This is a genomic window from Alkalihalobacillus sp. R86527 (assembly GCF_042466185.1).
In the GTDB taxonomy this organism is placed as follows: domain Bacteria; phylum Bacillota; class Bacilli; order Bacillales; family Guptibacillaceae; genus Guptibacillus.
The window spans coordinates 3,672,969-3,692,428 of the sequence record NZ_JAXHBW010000001.1 but is presented as its reverse complement, the minus strand read 5'-3'; the positions used below and the strand labels follow the sequence as shown (position 1 = coordinate 3,692,428).

At 43.7% G+C, this 19,460-nt stretch carries 17 protein-coding genes; 15 read left to right on the top strand and 2 right to left on the bottom strand.

All coding sequences use genetic code 11. The annotated features are described in order from the left end of the window. The first annotated feature begins 6 nt into the window (after positions 1 to 6). The 9 genes from purC to purD are packed head-to-tail and all read left to right on the top strand — an operon-like array spanning position 7 to position 9,710. The gene (purC, locus tag SJY16_RS19295) at positions 7 to 732 is read left to right on the top strand and encodes a phosphoribosylaminoimidazolesuccinocarboxamide synthase (protein WP_377891747.1); all 726 of its coding nucleotides are present in this window, start codon (positions 7 to 9) and stop codon (positions 730 to 732) included. Next, complete coding sequence (purS, locus tag SJY16_RS19290; RefSeq protein ID WP_377891745.1) at positions 720 to 971, top strand: phosphoribosylformylglycinamidine synthase subunit PurS; 252 nt, start codon at positions 720 to 722, stop codon at positions 969 to 971. The genes purC and purS overlap by 13 nt, the downstream gene beginning before the upstream one ends. Beyond that, complete coding sequence (gene purQ / locus SJY16_RS19285; RefSeq protein WP_377891742.1) at positions 968 to 1,651, top strand: phosphoribosylformylglycinamidine synthase subunit PurQ; 684 nt, start codon at positions 968 to 970, stop codon at positions 1,649 to 1,651. Before purS ends, purQ begins: the two co-directional genes overlap by 4 nt. Further along, positions 1,635 to 3,860 (top strand): phosphoribosylformylglycinamidine synthase subunit PurL, encoded by a 2,226-nt coding sequence (gene purL, locus SJY16_RS19280; protein ID WP_377891739.1) that lies wholly within the window; start codon positions 1,635 to 1,637, stop codon positions 3,858 to 3,860. The genes purQ and purL overlap by 17 nt, the downstream gene beginning before the upstream one ends. Then, positions 3,836 to 5,248: an amidophosphoribosyltransferase gene (gene purF / locus SJY16_RS19275; protein ID WP_377891737.1), complete on the top strand. Its 1,413-nt coding sequence runs from the start codon at positions 3,836 to 3,838 to the stop codon at positions 5,246 to 5,248. Before purL ends, purF begins: the two co-directional genes overlap by 25 nt. A gap of 13 nt (positions 5,249 to 5,261) precedes the next feature. Continuing rightward, a complete protein-coding gene (purM, locus tag SJY16_RS19270) occupies positions 5,262 to 6,299 on the top strand; it encodes a phosphoribosylformylglycinamidine cyclo-ligase (protein ID WP_377891735.1) in 1,038 nt (345 codons plus the stop codon). After that, positions 6,296 to 6,883 carry a phosphoribosylglycinamide formyltransferase gene (purN, locus tag SJY16_RS19265; protein ID WP_377891733.1) on the top strand — a complete coding sequence of 196 codons (588 nt, stop codon included), beginning with the start codon at positions 6,296 to 6,298 and terminating at the stop codon, positions 6,881 to 6,883. The genes purM and purN overlap by 4 nt, the downstream gene beginning before the upstream one ends. Positions 6,884 to 6,887: 4 nt before the next feature. Beyond that, complete coding sequence (gene purH, locus SJY16_RS19260) at positions 6,888 to 8,426, top strand: bifunctional phosphoribosylaminoimidazolecarboxamide formyltransferase/IMP cyclohydrolase (RefSeq protein ID WP_377891730.1); 1,539 nt, start codon at positions 6,888 to 6,890, stop codon at positions 8,424 to 8,426. A gap of 15 nt (positions 8,427 to 8,441) precedes the next feature. Continuing rightward, positions 8,442 to 9,710 carry a phosphoribosylamine--glycine ligase gene (gene purD, locus SJY16_RS19255; protein ID WP_377891727.1) on the top strand — a complete coding sequence of 423 codons (1,269 nt, stop codon included), beginning with the start codon at positions 8,442 to 8,444 and terminating at the stop codon, positions 9,708 to 9,710. Here purD and SJY16_RS19250 read toward each other — a convergent pair. Then, on the bottom strand, positions 9,688 to 9,789 hold the full coding sequence (locus SJY16_RS19250; RefSeq protein WP_333489753.1) for an EYxxD motif small membrane protein: 102 nt from the start codon (positions 9,787 to 9,789) through the stop codon (positions 9,688 to 9,690). The genes purD and SJY16_RS19250 overlap by 23 nt on opposite strands. 471 nt (positions 9,790 to 10,260) lie before the next feature. Continuing rightward, entirely contained in the window at positions 10,261 to 10,509 is a 249-nt protein-coding gene (locus SJY16_RS19245) for a YgaP-like transmembrane domain (RefSeq protein WP_377891725.1), read from the bottom strand. 92 nt (positions 10,510 to 10,601) lie between these two features. Between SJY16_RS19245 and SJY16_RS19240 the strand changes: the two genes are divergently transcribed. The 6 genes from SJY16_RS19240 (at position 10,602) to ligA (ending at position 19,452) form a co-directional block, all read left to right on the top strand. Beyond that, a complete protein-coding gene (locus SJY16_RS19240; RefSeq protein ID WP_377891722.1) occupies positions 10,602 to 12,341 on the top strand; it encodes an adenine deaminase C-terminal domain-containing protein in 1,740 nt (579 codons plus the stop codon). 43 nt (positions 12,342 to 12,384) lie between these two features. After that, positions 12,385 to 13,398 carry a DUF3048 domain-containing protein gene (locus tag SJY16_RS19235; protein WP_377891720.1) on the top strand — a complete coding sequence of 338 codons (1,014 nt, stop codon included), beginning with the start codon at positions 12,385 to 12,387 and terminating at the stop codon, positions 13,396 to 13,398. Positions 13,399 to 13,413: 15 nt separating this feature from the next. Beyond that, positions 13,414 to 13,710: a YerC/YecD family TrpR-related protein gene (locus tag SJY16_RS19230; protein ID WP_377891718.1), complete on the top strand. Its 297-nt coding sequence runs from the start codon at positions 13,414 to 13,416 to the stop codon at positions 13,708 to 13,710. A gap of 737 nt (positions 13,711 to 14,447) precedes the next feature. Further along, complete coding sequence (gene pcrB / locus SJY16_RS19225; RefSeq protein ID WP_377891715.1) at positions 14,448 to 15,137, top strand: heptaprenylglyceryl phosphate synthase; 690 nt, start codon at positions 14,448 to 14,450, stop codon at positions 15,135 to 15,137. Between the two features lie 62 nt (positions 15,138 to 15,199). Then, positions 15,200 to 17,419: a DNA helicase PcrA gene (gene pcrA / locus SJY16_RS19220; protein WP_377891712.1), complete on the top strand. Its 2,220-nt coding sequence runs from the start codon at positions 15,200 to 15,202 to the stop codon at positions 17,417 to 17,419. A 26-nt stretch (positions 17,420 to 17,445) separates the two neighbouring features. Further along, positions 17,446 to 19,452 carry an NAD-dependent DNA ligase LigA gene (gene ligA / locus SJY16_RS19215; RefSeq protein ID WP_377891709.1) on the top strand — a complete coding sequence of 669 codons (2,007 nt, stop codon included), beginning with the start codon at positions 17,446 to 17,448 and terminating at the stop codon, positions 19,450 to 19,452. The last annotated feature ends 8 nt before the right edge of the window (positions 19,453 to 19,460 follow it).

Below are 19,460 nucleotides of genomic sequence, written 5' to 3'. Positions count from 1 at the left end.
ATCACCATGGGGAAACAAGAGATGTTGTACGAAGGAAAAGCGAAGAAAATTTATGCGACTGAAGATCCGGAGGTCGTTCATGTGGAATACAAAGATTCCGCAACGGCTTTTAACGGGGAGAAGAAAGCGACCATTACAGGAAAAGGGCGACTGAACAATGAAATCACAAGTCTCTTGTTTGATCATTTGAAGGAAGCTGGAATCGAGAGTCATTTCATCGAGAAGGTTTCTGAAACGGAACAACTTGTAAAGCGTGTGACCATCGTTCCACTTGAAGTGGTCGTCCGAAATGTCGCAGCAGGGAGCTTTTCTAGAAGAACTGGAGTAGACGAAGGTAAGCTGTTAAAGCAGCCACTCGTTGAATTCTATTACAAAAACGACGACCTTGGTGATCCTCTCCTTACGATTGATCACGTGTTAGAACTTGAATTGGCAGATGAAGATACGATACAGGATTTGAAAGAACGTGCATTACATGTGAATGACCGCCTCCAAAGCTATTTCCTTGAGCGGGACGTTACGCTTGTGGATTTCAAGTTAGAGTTTGGCGTTACACCGTCTGGCGAGTTAATGCTTGCAGATGAAATATCACCAGATACTTGCAGACTATGGGACCGGAAAACGAATGAAAAGTTAGATAAAGATGTGTTTCGAAGAGATATAGGGAATTTGACCGAAGCTTATGAAAAAATCTTAACTCGTTTAGGGGGATCCGCATCATGTACAAAGTAAAAGTATATGTAACGTTAAAAGAGAGTGTGCTAGACCCGCAAGGTAGTGCTGTTAAAAATTCGCTTCATAGTCTTTCTTACGATGAAGTGGAAGATGTTCGTATCGGAAAATATATGGAGCTTACGGTAAAAGATACGGCAAATGTCGATGAGCGCATTAAAGAAATGTGTGAGAAGCTCCTTGCGAATACGGTGATCGAGGACTACACATATGAAGTTGAGGAGGTCGTCGGGCAGTGAAATTTGCGGTAATCGTGTTTCCGGGTTCGAATTGTGATGTGGACATGTACCATGCGATTCAAGATGAACTTGGCGAAGAAGCTACCTATGTCCGATACGACGAACAGAGCCTAGCAAACTATGATGCGATCCTATTACCAGGCGGTTTTTCATATGGTGACTATTTAAGAGGCGGTTCGATTGCTCGTTTTGCTCCAATTATGACCGAGGTTGTAAAAGCTGCTGAAGAAGGCAAGCCAGTGCTTGGAGTGTGTAATGGATTTCAGATTTTATTAGAAGCAGGACTTCTTCCTGGAGCGATGAAGCGGAATAAGAATTTAAAGTTCATGTGCCGACCGTTAACGCTTGTTGTAGAAAACAATACAACGATGTTTACTTCTTCCTATGAGAGTGGTGAGCATATTAAGATTCCAATCGCCCATGGAGAAGGAAACTATTATTGTGACGAAGCTACTTTAGAAGAACTGAAATCGTCAGGAAGAATTGTTTTTAAATATAATGAGAATCCGAATGGCTCAATCGAAGACATTGCAGGAATCGTGAACGAACAAGGCAATGTTCTCGGCATGATGCCTCACCCAGAACGGGCGGTTGATCACTTACTAGGAAGTGCAGACGGCTTGAAGATGTTCAAATCACTTTTACGTAATTGGAGGGAATCCCATGTCACACATGCATGAACCAACACCTGAGATGATTAAAGACCAGAAGCTTTATAGCCAGATGGGTTTAACAGATGAAGAGTTCGGCATGGTAGAAGCGATTCTCGGTCGTACGCCTAACTATACTGAAACTGGATTATTTTCAGTAATGTGGTCTGAGCATTGTAGCTACAAGAATTCAAAGCCCGTCCTGAAGAAATTCCCTGTCACGGGTGATCGTGTTCTTCAAGGACCTGGAGAGGGAGCAGGCATCGTTGATATCGGAGACGATCAGGCCGTTGTGTTTAAGATTGAAAGTCACAACCACCCATCGGCAATCGAGCCTTATCAAGGAGCAGCAACAGGAGTGGGCGGAATCATTAGAGACGTGTTCTCGATGGGCGCACGTCCGATCGCGTTATTGAATTCTCTTCGCTTCGGAGAGCTTAGCAATCCGAAGGTGAAATATCTTTTTGAAGAAGTGGTTGCAGGGATAGCTGGTTATGGAAACTGTATCGGAATTCCTACTGTTGGAGGAGAAGTTCAGTTTGACTCTTCTTACGACGGCAACCCTCTTGTGAATGCGATGTGTGTTGGTTTGATCGATCATAAAGACATCCAGAAGGGAGTTGCGTCTGGCGCAGGAAATACTGTGATGTACGTTGGTGCGAGCACAGGACGAGATGGCATTCACGGTGCGACCTTCGCATCTGAAGAATTGACAGATGCTTCTGACGAAAAGCGACCTGCTGTACAGGTAGGAGATCCTTTCATGGAAAAACTTCTCCTTGAAGCGTGTCTTGAACTCGTCAAAAGTGATGCACTCGTTGGTATTCAAGATATGGGAGCAGCTGGCCTCACTTCTTCCGCTTCAGAAATGGCGAGTAAAGCAGGTATGGGCATCGAAATGAACCTTGATGAAGTTCCACAGCGTGAAAAAGGCATGACGCCGTATGAAATGATGCTATCTGAATCACAAGAACGCATGCTTGTTGTTGTGAAGAAAGGTAGAGAAGCAGAAATTAAAGAAATAATAGATCGCTGGGGTCTTTTATCGAAAGAAGTCGGTGTCGTAACCGACGATAAGAAATTTCGCCTTTTGCATAAAGGTGAAATGGTTGCTGAAGTACCTGTTGATGCGCTTGCTGAAGAAGCGCCTGTTTACCATAAACCATCGCGTATTCCTGAGTATTTCATTGAAAACCAACAGCTTCATAAGCCGATTCCAAAAGTGGAAGACCCGAAGGAAATGCTTTATACACTGCTAGGTCAGCCGACGATCTCAAGCAAAGAGTGGGTGTTTGATCAGTACGATTATATGGTTCGAACGAATACAGTCGTTTCTCCAGGTTCGGATGCAGCAGTTGTTCGAGTCCGTGGAACACGTAAAGCGTTGGCAATGACGACAGACTGTAATTCCCGTTACATCTACCTTGATCCTGAAATTGGAGGGAAGATCGCTGTCGCAGAAGCTGCACGTAACATCGTATGTTCAGGTGGAGAGCCGCTTGCGATAACGGATTGCTTAAACTTCGGTAATCCCGAAAAGCCAGAGATCTTCTGGCAGATCGAGAAAGCAACAGATGGCATGAGTGAAGCATGTCGCATGTTACATGCTCCTGTTATCGGTGGTAACGTGTCACTTTACAATGAAACGAATGGTGTGGCGGTTTATCCTACGCCAGTTGTTGGCATGGTGGGTCTTGTACATGATCTTGATCATGTAACGACTCAGCAGTTTAAAGAAGAAGGGAACTTGATTTACTTACTTGGTGATACAGGAGAAGATTTCGGTGGAAGCGAGCTACAGAAATATGTAGACGGCAAGATTTCTGGTCAAGCTCCACCACTGAATCTTGAAGTTGAAAGAGAGCTTCAACAACAGGTTCTTTCAGCGATTCAAGATGGACTAGTCCAATCCGCTCATGATGTTTCTGAAGGTGGCTTGAGTGTTGCTCTAAGTGAATCTCTCATCGGAACGGATCTCGGAGCGATCGTTCGGATCGAGGACGATATCACGACAGCGTTGTTTAGTGAATCTCAGTCTCGCTTTCTGATTACAATCAAGGGTGAACACCAGCAGGTATTTGAGCAGAGAACCGGAGCGAAGCTCATCGGTGAAGTAACGGGTACTGGCATCTTAACGATGATGCACGAAGAACACAATCATCTATTCGATGCACCAGTTAGTGAGCTCGAAGCAGCCTGGAAAGGAGCTATTCCATGTTTGGTGAAATCAAAGGCTTAAACGAAGAATGTGGTGTGTTTGGTATCTGGGGTCACGCAGATGCCGCTACACTCACGTATTACGGGCTTCATAGTCTTCAACATCGCGGACAGGAAGGCACCGGAATCGTGACAACAGATCGTGAACGACTCAACCTTCATAAAGGACTTGGGCTTGTGAACGATGTGTATGGAGCAGACGATTTAAAGGCACTTGATGGAAATGCGGCTATTGGCCATGTTCGGTACGCAACAGCAGGAGGAGGAGGCTACGAAAACGTTCAGCCTCTTTTATTTCGCTCACAGAATGGTGGATTAGCTCTCGCACATAATGGGAATCTCGTGAACGCGAATGCGTTGAAACATCAGCTTGAAGGTCAGGGGAGCATTTTCCAAACTACTTCTGACACGGAAGTAGTCGCTCATTTGATCAAACGAAGCGGGTATTTGAACCTTAGAGAAAAGGTGAAGAATGCACTTACGATGGTAAAAGGCGCTTATGCGTTTCTTTTGATGACAGAAAACGAGATGATGGTTGCACTCGATCCCAATGGATTACGACCTCTTTCTTTAGGTCGTCTTGGTGAAGGATATGTTGTTGCCTCTGAAACGTGTGCGTTTGACCTTATTGGGGCGGAGTATATTCGTGACGTTCAACCTGGTGAACTTCTTACAATCAATGATGAGGGAATTGAGTCCGATCGTTTCTCATCCCCTATGCCTCGTGCAATCTGTAGTATGGAATACATTTACTTCTCCAGACCAGATAGCAATATTGAGAATATTAACGTGCATACATCAAGGAAAAACCTTGGTAAAAAGCTAGGAAAAGAAGCTCCGATCGAAGCTGATATCGTGACGGGTGTTCCGGACTCAAGCATATCTGCAGCCATTGGGTATGCAGAGGAATCAGGAATACCTTATGAAATGGGCTTGATTAAAAACAGGTATGTAGGAAGAACGTTTATCCAACCTTCTCAGGAGCTAAGAGAACAAGGTGTGAAAATGAAGCTTGCACCTGTTCGAGGAGTCGTTGAAGGAAAGCGAGTGGTCATTGTAGATGATTCGATTGTTCGCGGTACGACTAGTAGAAGAATCGTGAAGATGTTAAGAGAAGCGGGTGCGAAAGAAGTTCATGTTCGAATTAGTGCACCACCGATCATAAGCCCTTGCTACTATGGGATCGATACGTCTAATTCGGGTGAACTAATTGCAGCGAAGATGAGTGTTGATGAGATGTGTGATGAAATTGGCGCTGACACGCTAAGCTTTTTATCGATAGATGGAATGACAGATGCAATCGGTAGAGACGATGAAAGCAGCTCGTGTGGGCAGTGCCTTGGCTGTTTTACTGGATCGTATCCTACAGAGATCTATCCTGATACCGTTCATCCATACGAAAAAGTCTAACTGGGGGTTTATTATGGCGGATGCTTATAGGAATGCTGGAGTCGATATTGAAGCTGGTTATGAAGCAGTTAATCGAATGAAAACACACGTGAATAAAACGATTCGTCCTGGCGTTATGGGAGGATTAGGTGGATTCGGTGGGATGTTTGATCTATCTGAACTTCCCTACGAGAAGCCTGTCCTTATCTCAGGAACAGACGGTGTTGGAACGAAGCTCATGCTCGCGATTGAAATGGATAAGCACGATACGATTGGAATCGATTGTGTTGCAATGTGTGTGAACGACGTCGTAGCGCAAGGAGCTGAACCTCTTTATTTTCTAGATTATATTGCTACTGGCAAACTTAGACCGGAACGAGTTGAAGAAATTGTGAAGGGCGTCGCGGAAGGCTGTTCACTTGCTGGCTGTGCCTTAATCGGCGGTGAAACGGCAGAAATGCCTGATATGTACCAAGAAAACGACTATGACCTTGCTGGATTTACCGTTGGTGCGGTTGAAAAGTCTAAGCTTATTCAACCTACCGATGTGAAGGAAGGAGACGTGTTAGTAGGTCTTGCTTCAAACGGTATTCACAGCAATGGTTTTTCTCTTGTCAGGAAGGTCGTTAAACAGAGCAGCATGGATCTTAATCAAACGTTTGATCAACTTGGAACGACACTAGGAGAAGCGTTGCTAGCACCGACTCGTGTTTATGTGAAACCGATCTTAAACGTATTAGAGTCTCATACGATCCATGGAATCGCGCATATTACTGGTGGCGGGTTCGAAGAGAATATTCCTCGTATGCTTCCAGAAGGTCTTACGGCTCAAATCGATTACGGTTCATGGCCAATCCCTCCAATCTTTGAGCTTATTGAGAAGAGTGGGGAGCTTACTCGAAGAGAGATGTTCACCACGTTCAACATGGGCGTTGGTATGGTGCTTAGTGTACCTGGGTCAGATGCTGTGGAAGTGATTAAACAGCTCGAAAAAGACGGCGAGCAGGCATTTGTAATCGGTCGCGTTACAAAAGGCGATCAACTCATATTCGGCGGTGGTGATTTAACGTGAGCAAGCTAGCAGTATTTGCGTCAGGGAGTGGTTCGAATTTCGAAGCGATTGCATCCGCGATCGAGAAAGGATCACTCGATGCCGAGATCGCATTAGTGGTCTGTGATCGACCTGGTGCCAAAGTAGAAAAAAGGGCAGAGCGCTTCGGCATTCCTGTCCTTTCCTTTTATCCTAAATCGTATGATTCAAAAGCAGAGTTTGAAAATTTCATTCTTCAGCAACTTAACGATGCAGGTGTAGAGTTAATTATTCTTGCTGGATACATGAGGTTGATCGGACCAACGCTCCTTCGTGCGTTTGAAGGTAGAATCATTAACATTCACCCATCTCTTCTTCCGTCTTTTCCTGGAAAAGATGCAATCGGTCAGGCTATGAAGGCGAAAGTGAAAATTAGCGGGGTAACGGTACATTATGTTGATGAGGGGATGGATACAGGCCCGATCATCGATCAAGAAACGATTAGAATCAGTACAAAAGATACGAGAGAAGAGGTAGAGGGAAAGATACAAGCTGTCGAACACAGGCTATATCCAGCCGTGATTCATTCTCTTCTTCAAGATAAATCAATTGGTACCAGGAGGTAATACGATGACAATCAAACGTGCATTAATCAGCGTATCAGATAAAACAAACATTACCGAGTTTGCTAAAGGACTTGCAGACAAAGGCATTGAGATTATTTCAACTGGTGGTACAAAGCGTGCCCTTGAGGATGCTGGGATCAACGTAGTTGGGATCTCTGATGTAACAGGGTTTCCAGAAATTTTAGATGGCCGTGTTAAAACCCTTCACCCTAATGTACACAGTGGCCTTCTCGCTGTTAGAGGCAATGAGGATCACCAAAAGCAGCTGGATGAGCATCGTATTACACCGATTGATCTCGTCGTTGTGAACCTTTATCCATTCCAAGAAACGATCGCAAAACCTGACGTGACGTACAGTGAAGCAATTGAGAATATCGATATCGGCGGACCAACGATGTTACGTTCGGCTGCAAAAAATCATAAAGACGTAACTGTTGTTGTGCATCCTTCTGACTATGAGCGTGTGCTTCTTCAAGTACAGGAGAATGGAGATACCACAGGGATCTTGCGTCAGGAACTTGCTGCGAAAGTATTTCGTCATACAGCTTCATATGATGCGATTATTTCAGAGTACTTAACAGAAAAATCTGGTGAAGAAGAGCCAGAGTCCTATACCGTAACGTTTGAACGGAACCAAACGCTCAGGTATGGAGAAAATCCACACCAGAAAGCTGTATTTTATAAAAAGCCACTTTCCAAAAATGCATCGATTGCATCCGCAAAGCAGTTGAACGGGAAGGAGCTTTCTTATAACAATATTAATGACGCAAATGCGGCCCTTAACATCGTAAAAGAATTTGAAAAGCCTGCGGTCGTTGCGGTTAAACATATGAACCCTTGTGGAGTAGGTACTGGGGAAACGATTGTAGATGCCTATCAAAAAGCATATGAAGCAGATTCCACATCAATCTTCGGTGGCATCGTCGCATTGAATCGAGAAGTCGATGAGGAAACGGCTTTGAAATTAAAAGAAATCTTCTTAGAAATCATCATCGCTCCTTCTTTTTCTGAAGAAGCCCTTGCTGTTCTGACTAAGAAGAAGAACCTCAGATTATTGACGCTAGACGTTCATGCATCTGGTGGTATCGAACATCAGCTCACTTCTGTTAATGGTGGATTGTTGCTACAGGAACAAGATCAATATGGATTCGATGAAGCAGAATTAACTGTACCAACCGATCGAAAGCCAACTGATGAAGAGTGGGAAGCTTTGAAGCTTGCCTGGAAGGTAGTCAAACATGTGAAATCTAATGCGATTGTACTCACTAACAAAGACCAAACGGTGGGAGTAGGAGCAGGCCAGATGAATCGGGTAGGTGCTGCTAAGATCGCGATTGAGCAAGCAGGTGAGAAAATCAAAGGTTCCGTTATGGGTTCAGATGCCTTTTTCCCTATGGATGATACGGTTGAAGCTGCCGGAAAAGCCGGTGTAACAGCGATTATACAGCCGGGAGGGTCAATTCGTGATGAAGATTCTATCAAAAAAGCGAATGAATATGGGATCACGATGGTCTTTACCGGCATCAGACATTTCAAACATTAAGAGGGAGGTTATTCGATGAAGGTATTGATAATTGGACGCGGCGGGCGAGAGCATGCGATGGCGTGGAAAGCTGCCGAGAGCGCTCTTGTCGATCAGGTATATGTAGCACCAGGAAATGCAGGCATGGCGAGCGTTAGTCAGCTCGTCCCTATTGATGAAGGAGATCATGAAAGTCTTATCGATTTTGCAAAGAAAGAGGGAATCTCTCTTACGCTAGTGGGGCCAGAACAACCGTTGTTAGAAGGAATCGTCAATCGTTTTGAAGAAGCGGGGCTTCGCGTATTTGGGCCTACGAAAGAAGCTGCCTTAATAGAAGGAAGCAAAACGTTTGCAAAAGAATTAATGGCCGCTAACGGTATACCTACCGCTGATTCGCAATCCTTCACGAATTACCAGGAAGCTAGAAAATATGTTGAAAAGATCGGCGCTCCGATCGTTCTGAAAGCAGACGGTCTTGCGGCAGGAAAAGGTGTCGTCGTTGCGATGACGTTGGATGAAGCTTTGGAAAGCCTTCATAACATGATGGTCAACAATCAGTTTGGAGAAGCGAGTGAACAGGTTGTAGTCGAGGAATTTCTAGAGGGAGAAGAATTTTCTTTGATGGCGTTGGTGAATGGTGAGAACGTCCATCCCCTCGTTATTTCACAGGATCACAAGAGGGCCTTTAATGAAGATAAAGGACCGAACACAGGTGGTATGGGTGCTTATTCACCGGTTCCACAAATCTCCCCACGTGTTGTTGAAGAGGCTATACACTCAGTCTTACTACCTGCTGCAAAAGGAATGAAGAAAGCGGGTAGATCATTTACTGGCGTTCTTTATGCTGGTTTGATTCTGACGAAGAATGGACCTAAAGTAATTGAATTTAATGCAAGGTTTGGCGATCCTGAAACGCAGGTCGTGCTCCCTCGTCTCACTTCTGACTTTATAGAAGGTATCCAAAACGTGTTAGACGATAAAGAAGTGAAACTCACATGGAGTGAGAAATCCGTTATGGGTATTGTAGTGGCCTCCGGAGGATATCCTGGGCATTACGAAAAAGGAAAGTCGATTACAGGTTTAACTGATGTGACATCTGAAGCACTTGTGTTCCATGCGGGTACTGAGATGAAAGGTGAGCAATTCGTAACGAACGGTGGACGAGTTTTGCTCATTTCAGCAGCTGGGGGAAACCTGCAAGAAGCAAAGGAAGCTGTCTATTCGGAACTTCAGCACGTAAATGTCGAGGATGGCTTTTATAGAACTGACATTGGCCATCGTGCTATTTCACGCGTTTCTTTTTGATGTAAGCAAATGATATAGCAATAATACTACCGATTAATAATGTATAAATTACCCACGTGTCTGTAATATATTCAAGCACGGTGATACCTCCTTTTGTTATGTTGCGAAAACTTCCCTGAAATCAGGGAAGTAAGCTTGTAGAAGAACCTGGGGTTCCTCTACAAGCTGAAGCGCCCCAATGAGGGCGCTTCTTTTCATTTTGTAGAGAAGCCCTGATAATTGTAATCCATATATCGTTGAAGTTTGAATACAGTTGCTTTTCTGTAGATGAAAGCCCGTTTATCACGGGAGTTAAGGGATATTCATACCTACTAGATTCAGGTGAATCATAGCGAACTTTCCAACCGCTTATTATTAGGTAATCATCTGGTTTATTTATCTAGCCTTATTTAATTCGCTTTGCTTTTGTCTTGTTTTCATATCATACATAATAATGTTGATTGGAGCGGAAATCACCTCCATATCCGTGCAGATGGTCCTTAAAACTTTCTCGACAATTTGACTTCCCTGAAATCAGGGAAGTTTTTTCTTTTGATCGTACTTCGTGTATTTAAGAGGGGTTGATGACTTTTTCGAGAGCTGTTTCATCAGGGTCTCGATTTTCTTCCTGGTTCATGAAATCGACGATTGGGCAATATCGAGTATGCCCCTCAGCGATTTTCAGAGCACCAGCAGCGGCTAGTAAAAGGGACGAAGAGATATTTTCGTTTCTGCATAATTTTGCGGTCGACCAGGAAAGGAGCGTAAACCCTGCGGTTAAACGAATAAATGCATTCATCATACTGATGTTTGGTTTCATAATGAAAACTCCCTTCAACGATTTAAATCAACACTAACAACTTTTCTAAATTATGTTAAAATAGAGAAAACTTAATGAAACGAGGGATGGACATGCCTAAGCGAAAGTATTTATGGACGAAGCAGCAATTGAGACAGCATGTACAGGTTGTGTCCGGCGAACTGCCTCCATCAATCGTCTTATATCATGCAACGTATTTAAACAACGCCTTAAAAAAATGGATCACTTCAAATATATGGATCTATGAGGATCGGATTGTATACGTTGGAGATGAATTGCCTAAAGAAAATCCTGCAACAGAATGGATCGATTGTGAGGGGAAACATCTCGTACCTGGATACATTGAACCTCATGCCCATCCGTTTCAACTTTATAATCCCCTATCATTAGCACGCTATGCATCGAACAGGGGAACGACGACGATGATTAATGACAACTTGTTTTTCCTGTTAGGATTACCACAAAAGAAAGCGCTTACAATATTGGATGAGCTCGATCAATTCCCTGTTTCGATGTTCTGGTGGGCACGGTATGATTCCCAAACACAGCTGTTGAATGAAGAAACCATCACGAATAAGAAGATGAAAGAGTGGCTAGCACATCCGCTGGTTATACAGGGAGGAGAATTAACTGCGTGGCCTGATGTTATAGCAGGAGATGATGAAATTCTTGAATGGATGCAGGAGACGCATAGGTTAGGGAAACCGGTTGAAGGACACTTACCGGGAGCATCCTTAAAGACTTTAACGAAGATGGGACTCTACGGCGTTTCTTGTGATCATGAGGCGATGACGGGTGAAGAAGCTCTTCGCAGAGTTGAGATGGGAATGATGACGTCTTTACGTTATTCCTCCATACGTCCAGATCTGCCCGTTATTCTTGAGTCGTTAATTGAAAAAGGGGTCGACTGTTTTGATCGAATGATGATGAACACAGATGGATCAACACCTTCATTTCTCGAACAGGGGCTGACAGATAAGCTTGTATCGATCGCTTTGGATAAAGGTGTACCTGTGGAAGATGCGTATGCGATGGTGTCATATAATGTTGCAAACCACTACGGTATTACGGATACACATGGTATGATAGCACCTGGAAGACTTGCTCATATCAACTTTTTGGAATCAAAGCATCATCCAACACCAGTCTCCGTTCTAGCACGTGGAGAATGGATTAAGCGTGATGGTGTTGAAGTATATAATGATTGGTCGTTTGATTGGGAGGAGCAAGGTCTCGTTCAAGATCAAGAGAATTGGGAATTAGAGAAGGATGATTTAACGTTCTCTGGACCAGCTGGGATCGAAATGGTAAACGCTGTGATCACAAAGCCATATAACCTTTCATATGAAACGGCAATTGACGAACTACCTTCAGATCATGATGAAAGTTTCATGATGCTTCTTAGTAAGGAAGGCAAGTGGAGAGTGAATACCATCGTGAAAGGTTTTGCAAATAAGGTCAAAGGCTTCGCAAGTAGCTATTCAAATTCAGGTGATTATATCTTGATAGGTAAGAAAAAAGCGGATATGATCGCTGCTTTAGAAAGAGTTCGGTCGATCGGCGGGGGTATTGTCCTTGTAGAAGAGGGTGCGGTCGTTGTTGAAATCCCCCTACCTTTGATGGGCAAGATGTCGCCATTACCGCTCGAGGAAGTGATCGAACAAGAGAAGAAAATGGTGACGGAATTGAAAGAGCGGGGGTATCCATTTGGAGATCCCATATATAGTTTGCTTTTCTTTTCTTCAACTCATTTACCTTTTGTACGGTTGACTCAACAGGGAATTTATGATGTAAAGAGAAAGACGGTACTTTTTCCTGCGATAATGCGGTAAAATATAAAAGGATAGACTTTATAAGCAAAGGGGGCGTGATGACGTGGGGAAATTGCGCGTCTCACTGGCAGTTATTTTGTCTGTAGGGTTACTTGCCGGCTGTTCTCAAAAGGATACTGCTCAGAAAACAGGAGCGGAATCAGCCAATGTGCAAGATTCATCAATGAATAAAAAAGTTGATCAAGTTCAATCAGAACAAGCGCCCCTCACGGGTGTAGCTACTGAGAATAGCGATCAGCGTGTAATCAGTGTAGTCGTGAATAATCATCCTAAAGCAAGGCCCCAGTCTGGACTTCACAAAGCAGATATCGTATATGAAATGCTCGTTGAAGGTAAGATCACCAGGTTGTTAGCGATTTATCAAAGTGACTATCCAGACATTGTTGGACCAGTTCGAAGTGCTCGGGATTATTTTATCGAATTAAATGCAGGATTTAATGGGATTTTCGTTGCGCATGGGTACTCACCTTCTGCTCAAACCATCTTGAATTCCGGTGCAGTCGACCATCTAAATGGCATGCAATATGATGGAACGTTATTTGAACGAGCTTCTTTCAGAAAGGCGCCACACAATTCATATATCACCACGGAACGGATTAAAAAAGGCGCGACTACTAATGGCTATGACCTGAAGCAAAGTCCGAAACCTTTTATTTTTGATAATGAAAAGAGAGATTCAAAAGAAGACACATCAGTAGAGCTTGCTTATAGCGACACATATCACGTCTCGTATCGATACAATGACGGCGTTTATGAGCGATTTGTTAACGGTGAGTTGATGAAAGATCGCGAGACAAAAGATACGATCGCATTGGAAAATGTCTTGGTCGTGGAAGCGAATCATCAGATAATTGATGATTATGGAAGAAGAGCGATCGATTTAGAGTCTGGCGGAAGTGCAGTTTTATTACAAGAAGGTGTAAAAACGGAAGTAACGTGGAAAAATGAGAATGGACGCATTACCGCGGTGAAAGACGGAAGCTCTGTTCCGCTTATTCCAGGACAAACTTGGGTAAATATCGTACCTGAATTAAATGTAGTTACAAGTAATCAGTAAGGAGAGTGCTAATATATGCAAATTGATAAACTACGAGGTAAAACACTCGATCAACTATTTGAAGCTATTCTTTCATTGAAAGATCTAGAAGAATGTTATTTGTTCTTTGATGATCTTGCAACAGTTAACGAAATTCAATCGCTAGCACAGCGATTAGAGGTTGCTAGAATGCTTCGAGAAGGTTATACGTACCATAAGATCGAAACAGAAACAGGCGCAAGCACAGCTACTATTTCTCGTGTGAAACGTTGTCTAAACTATGGCAACGATGGCTATCAAATGACACTCGATCGTGTCCATAATAATGATTAATTTATAAAAACGAGCCGGATTTCGGCTCTTTTTTTGTTTATGTGGGGAAGGAGAATCGAACTTCGCTCCTTTGAATCAATCATTTTAGTGTGCTAAGTGGACGGCTCTCGGGTCGCTTCACCTAATGGATTGAACACAAAAAGCGTTTTCATTCCATTAGGTTCCAGCGCCTTTCGGACCTATACGGCCAGTTCCGCTTTTCTTGTCTAGCTGCGGGGCGCAGGAACTCCAATATTTCACTCTTTCATAGGAACACAAAAAGCGTGTTCCCATTCAAGAGTTCCAATATTTCCGTTCCTGAACGCGCCCCTCCGCTTTTCTTGTGTCCAGCTGCAGTGGCCAGATCCTCGATCGCTTCACCTTTCAACCTGAACACAAAGGGCGTGTTCAAATTGAAAGGTTCCAGCGCTTGTCGGATCTAAACGGCCACTTCCGCTTTTCGGTGTCCAGCTGCAGTGGGCCAAATCCTCCGGTCGTTTCACCCTTGCGATTGAGACACAAATCGTCTCATTCGCAAGGGCTCCAACGCCCTACGGATTTAAACGGGCCCACTTCCGCTTTTCGTATGTCCAGCTACAGTGGCCAGATCCTCGATCGCTTCACCTTTCAACCTGAACACAAAGGGCGTGTTCAAATTGAAAGGTTCCAGCGCTTGTCGGATCTAAACGGCCACTTCCGCTTTTCGTTGTTTCTCTGATATAATCCAATTTATGAGGAAAAGTAGGAGGAGCGGTTTGATGTTTGATTATAGCAGTTGGAAGCATGTGTTTAAGCTTGATCCTAATAAAGAGATTGAAGATCATGATCTGGAGTTGATTTGTGAGTCTGGGACGGATGCGGTGATTGTTGGTGGGTCTGATGGTGTTACGTTAGATCGTACGTTGGATCTGCTTGCTAGGATTCGTCGTTATGCGGTGCCTTGTGCGCTTGAGGTGTCTTCGGTAGAGGCCGTTACGCCGGGGTTCGATTTTTATTTCATTCCAACCGTGATGAACACGAAGGATAGTCGCTGGGTGACTGGATTGCATCATGAAGCTGTGAAAGAATTTGGTGAGATCATGAATTGGGATGAAATTGTTATGGAAGGCTATTGTATTTTGAATAGCGATTCAAAGGTTGCTACATTAACCTCTGCGGAAACAAACCTTGAAGAAGGTGATGTTCTGGCTTACGCTCGTATGGCGGAGAAGATGTTTAAGTTGCCGATTTTTTATGTGGAATACAGTGGCACTTACGGTGATGTCAATCTCGTTGAGAAGGTTAGCAATGCGCTTGAAGAGACGCAGCTTTTTTATGGCGGTGGGATCGATTCTCCTGAAAGAGCCAAAGAAATGGCTGCTTATGCTGATACCGTTATTGTGGGGAATAGTATCTATGATGATGTGAAGAAGGCGCTGAAAACAGTGGCTGCTGTTAAAGGAAATTGATTCTCTCCTATCGGTCGGGTAAAATAGGAATTAAGAACATATGTTTGTAAGGGGTGCGAAACATGCAACGATTAGTTGATAAATTATTAAATGGATTAAATCCTGAACAGCAGGAGGCGGTCAAGCATACAGATGGACCGCTATTGATTATGGCGGGAGCGGGAAGTGGTAAGACACGAGTTCTTACGCATCGGATTGCGTATTTACTTGTAGAAAAACAAGTTGCACCGTGGAATATTCTCGCGATTACGTTCACGAACAAAGCTGCTAGAGAAATGAAGGATCGGGTGTATTCGATCACTGGACCAGTGGCAGAGGATATCTGGATTTCAACATTCCACTCGATGTGTGTGCGAATTTTGAGAAGAGACGGTGACCGCATTGGGATTAATCGTAACTTCACGATTTTAGATTCTGGTGATCAGCTCACGGTAATAAAGAAGATTCTTAAAGATAAGAACATAGATCCCAAGAAATTCGATCCTAGAAGTATTCTTGGAAGTATCAGTTCAGCGAAGAACGAACTTCAAACAGCAGAAGACTATAAGACGAGTGCGAAAGGTCCATTTGAAGAAATTGCTGCAGATGTATACGAGCAATACCAGAAGCAGCTTCGTAAAAATCAGGCGTTGGACTTTGATGATTTGATTATGCGCACGATCACACTATTTAAGAAGGTACCTGAAGTTCTCGAATACTACCAGCGTAAGTTTCAATACATCCATGTGGATGAGTATCAAGATACAAACAAAGCGCAGTATGTGCTCGTTAAATTGATGGCCGAGAAGTATCAGAACCTTTGTGTTGTAGGTGATTCTGATCAGTCGATCTATCGTTGGCGTGGGGCGGATATTCAAAATATCCTTTCATTTGAAAAGGATTATCCGAGTGCACGTGTTATTCTATTAGAACAAAATTACCGTTCAACGAAGAAGATTCTTCAAGCTGCGAACGTTGTTATTGATAACAATATGAATCGTAAGCCTAAGAAGCTTTGGACTGATAATCAAGATGGCCCATCAATCACGTATTATCAGGGGAACGATGAACACGATGAAAGCCGATTTGTGACAGGTAAGATTCTCGATATGGTAAACAGCGGGAAACGTACGAATTCAGAGATTGCCATTCTGTATCGCACGAACGCACAGTCACGTGTTATTGAGGAAATCCTCAACAAATCAAACATTACGTATAACATTATCGGCGGAACAAAGTTCTACGATCGGAAAGAAATTAAAGACTTGCTTGCGTATTTGCGGTTAATTGCCAACCCTGATGATGACATCAGTTTGCTTCGAATTGTTAACGTACCTAAGCGGGGTGTAGGTGCTTCCACAATGGATAAGGTAGCACGATACGCAGCTGATCAAGACATTTCTATATTCACTGCTCTGCAAGAAGTGGAACAAATGGGACTGAGCGCTCGTTTCACTAAATCACTAGGAAGCTTTGGAAGTTTGATTGCAAACTGGACCCAAATGCAAGAGTATCTTGCAGTATCTGAGTTAGTTGAGGAAGTTCTTGATAAGTCTGGATATCGTGATGCACTAAGAAATGAGAATACGATCGAAGCACAATCTCGTTTAGAGAACATTAATGAATTTCTTTCTGTTACTCAAGAATTCGAAAAAGCGAGTGAAGATAAAAGCTTGGTTGCATTCTTAACGGACCTAGCTCTCGTAGCGGATATCGATAAACTCGATGAAGATGAGACGGAACAAAAAGAAGCCGTTACGCTCATGACGCTTCACTCAGCAAAAGGACTTGAATTCCCGGCAGTGTTCCTAATCGGGATGGAAGAAGGCGTCTTCCCTCATAGTCGGTCATTATTTGAAGAAGAAGAGATGGAAGAGGAACGTCGTCTAGCCTACGTAGGTATAACGAGAGCGGAAGAAGAGCTTTACTTAACGAATGCTCGTATGCGGACCTTATATGGTAAGACAAACACGAACCCAGTATCTCGTTTTATTGGAGAAATTCCTGAAGAACTAATGGAGAAAGAGGGTCAAGAAAAACCTTCACCGTTTACACCCAATTCAAACTCTCGTCCAACGAGACCAGCTGCGCCGAAGAAACCTCGTCGTCCACAGCTTACTTCTACAGGTGGAGAGGCACTCGCATGGAAAGTGGGTGACCAGGCGAGTCATCGTAAATGGGGTGTTGGAACAGTCGTCAGCGTCAAAGGTGAGGGAGATTCAACAGAGCTTGATATTGCATTTCCTGCTCCTGTAGGCATTAAGCGACTTCTCGCTAAGTTCGCTCCGATTGAGAAAGAATAGCGATCCTGAAAGGTGAGGGTTTGATAGTGGAAAATGAGAAAGCTAGTAAACGTATTAAAGAACTGAGACAACTTCTAGATAAATATAATTATGAATATCATGTGTTGGACAAGCCGAGTGTACCGGATGCTGAATACGACCGAATGATGAATGAGCTTCTAAGTCTTGAAGAAAAGCATCCTGAGCTTCGTACGAATGATTCGCCTACACAACGAGTTGGTGGTCCTCCGCTAGAAGGGTTTCAAAAGGTTGAGCATCGCGTGTCGATGCTCAGCCTTGGAAATGCTTTTGGGGAAGAAGACTTGAAAGATTTCGACCGACGTGTACGTGATCGTATAGGCGAAAACTTTTCTTATGTATGTGAATTGAAAATCGATGGTCTTGCGGTATCTTTAATTTACGAAGATGGTTTGTTTGTCCGTGGCGCGACGCGCGGTGACGGTACGATCGGTGAAGACATCACGCAGAATTTGAAGACGATTCCTGCAATACCACTTCGTCTTAGTGAGAAGGTTAGTATGGAAGTTCGCGGCGAAGCCTATATGCCTAAGCCTTCTTTCATGAAGCTAAACGAAGACCGTGAGAAGAATGAACAAGATGTGTTTGCTAACCCGAGGAATGCAGCTGCTGGATCGCTTCGTCAGTTAGACCCGAAAATTGCAGCTAGTCGTAATCTATCGATTTTCGTTTATGGCGTAGGAACGGTAGACGGAGAAGAAATCGACTCCCATTCAGATGGTCTCGATTATCTTAGCAAGCTAGGCTTTAAAACGAATCCTGAGTGGAAACGTTGTGACTCAATTGATTCTGTGATCGACTATATTAGTGGCTGGTCTGAAAGAAGACCTGATCTTTCGTATGAGATTGATGGTATTGTAGTGAAAGTGGATTCGCTCGAACATCAAGAAGAGCTAGGTTTCACTGCTAAAAGCCCGCGGTGGGCAATCGCCTATAAGTTTCCTGCTGAAGAAGTTGTGACAAGACTGCTCGATATCGAGCTGAACGTAGGAAGAACGGGTGTAGTAACGCCTACAGCTCGACTAGAGCCTGTGCTAGTCGCTGGTACAACTGTCCAGCGCGCTTCTCTTCATAATGAAGACCTAATCAAAGAGAAAGATATAAAAATTGGTGACTACGTTGTTGTGAAAAAAGCCGGCGATATTATTCCTGAGGTGGTTTCAGTACTTGAAGAACGCCGAACTGGAGAAGAGCAAGGCTTTGCAATGCCTGAAACGTGCCCTGAGTGTGAAAGTGATCTCGTACGCCTCGAAGAAGAAGTTGCTTTAAGGTGTATTAATCCAAAGTGTCCTGCACAACTTCGTGAAGGATTAATTCACTTTGTTTCTAGAAACGCGATGAACATCGACGGTCTTGGGGAACGCGTAATTACTCAATTGTTTAGAGAAGAGCTCATCCATGATGTTGCTGATATTTATCAGCTTACACATGAACAGCTCATCGAACTTGAAAGAATGGGCGAGAAATCGGTATCGAACTTATTAGAAGCCATTGCGGTTTCAAAAGATAACTCACTAGAGAAATTGTTGTTTGGCCTAGGAATTCGTCATGTAGGATCGAAGGCAGCAAAGACACTGGCGCAGCAATTTGGTACGATGGACAGTTTAATGGCAGCCACGATTGACGACCTTGAAGCGATCAACGAAGTGGGTCAAAAGATGGCAGACTCTGTTGTGAGATATTTTCAGAATGAAGAAGTGCATGATCTGGTTGAAGAACTTAAAGAAGCTGGTGTGAACATGACTTATAAAGGGCCGAAGCCAGTAGCTGTTGAGGACATCGATTCCATGTTTGCAGGAAAAACCGTTGTATTAACAGGGAAGCTTGAGAAAATGAGTCGTGGAGAAGCTAAGAAGAAGCTTGAAGAACTAGGCGCAAAAGTAACAGGGAGTGTAAGTAAAAGCACTGACTTACTCATTGCAGGGGAAGATGCCGGTTCAAAGCTCGAGAAAGCTGAATCGTTAGGTATAGAAGTATGGGATGAAAACAAATTCGTCGAGGAGTTAACCAAATGAGGAGAGGG

Bases quoted from the DNA above. Each gene is read 5' to 3' on its own strand.
- purC (WP_377891747.1), top strand. From the start codon at position 7: ATGGGGAAACAAGAGATGTTGTACGAAGGAAAAGCGAAGAAAATTTAT.
- purS (WP_377891745.1), top strand. From the start codon at position 720: ATGTACAAAGTAAAAGTATATGTAACGTTAAAAGAGAGTGTGCTAGAC.
- purL (WP_377891739.1), top strand. From the start codon at position 1,635: ATGTCACACATGCATGAACCAACACCTGAGATGATTAAAGACCAGAAG.
- purF (WP_377891737.1), top strand. From the start codon at position 3,836: ATGTTTGGTGAAATCAAAGGCTTAAACGAAGAATGTGGTGTGTTTGGT.
- purM (WP_377891735.1), top strand. From the start codon at position 5,262: ATGGCGGATGCTTATAGGAATGCTGGAGTCGATATTGAAGCTGGTTAT.
- purH (WP_377891730.1), top strand. From the start codon at position 6,888: ATGACAATCAAACGTGCATTAATCAGCGTATCAGATAAAACAAACATT.
- purD (WP_377891727.1), top strand. From the start codon at position 8,442: ATGAAGGTATTGATAATTGGACGCGGCGGGCGAGAGCATGCGATGGCG.
- SJY16_RS19245 (WP_377891725.1), bottom strand. From the start codon at position 10,509: ATGAAACCAAACATCAGTATGATGAATGCATTTATTCGTTTAACCGCA.
- SJY16_RS19240 (WP_377891722.1), top strand. From the start codon at position 10,602: ATGCCTAAGCGAAAGTATTTATGGACGAAGCAGCAATTGAGACAGCAT.
- SJY16_RS19230 (WP_377891718.1), top strand. From the start codon at position 13,414: ATGCAAATTGATAAACTACGAGGTAAAACACTCGATCAACTATTTGAA.
- pcrB (WP_377891715.1), top strand. From the start codon at position 14,448: ATGTTTGATTATAGCAGTTGGAAGCATGTGTTTAAGCTTGATCCTAAT.
- pcrA (WP_377891712.1), top strand. From the start codon at position 15,200: ATGCAACGATTAGTTGATAAATTATTAAATGGATTAAATCCTGAACAG.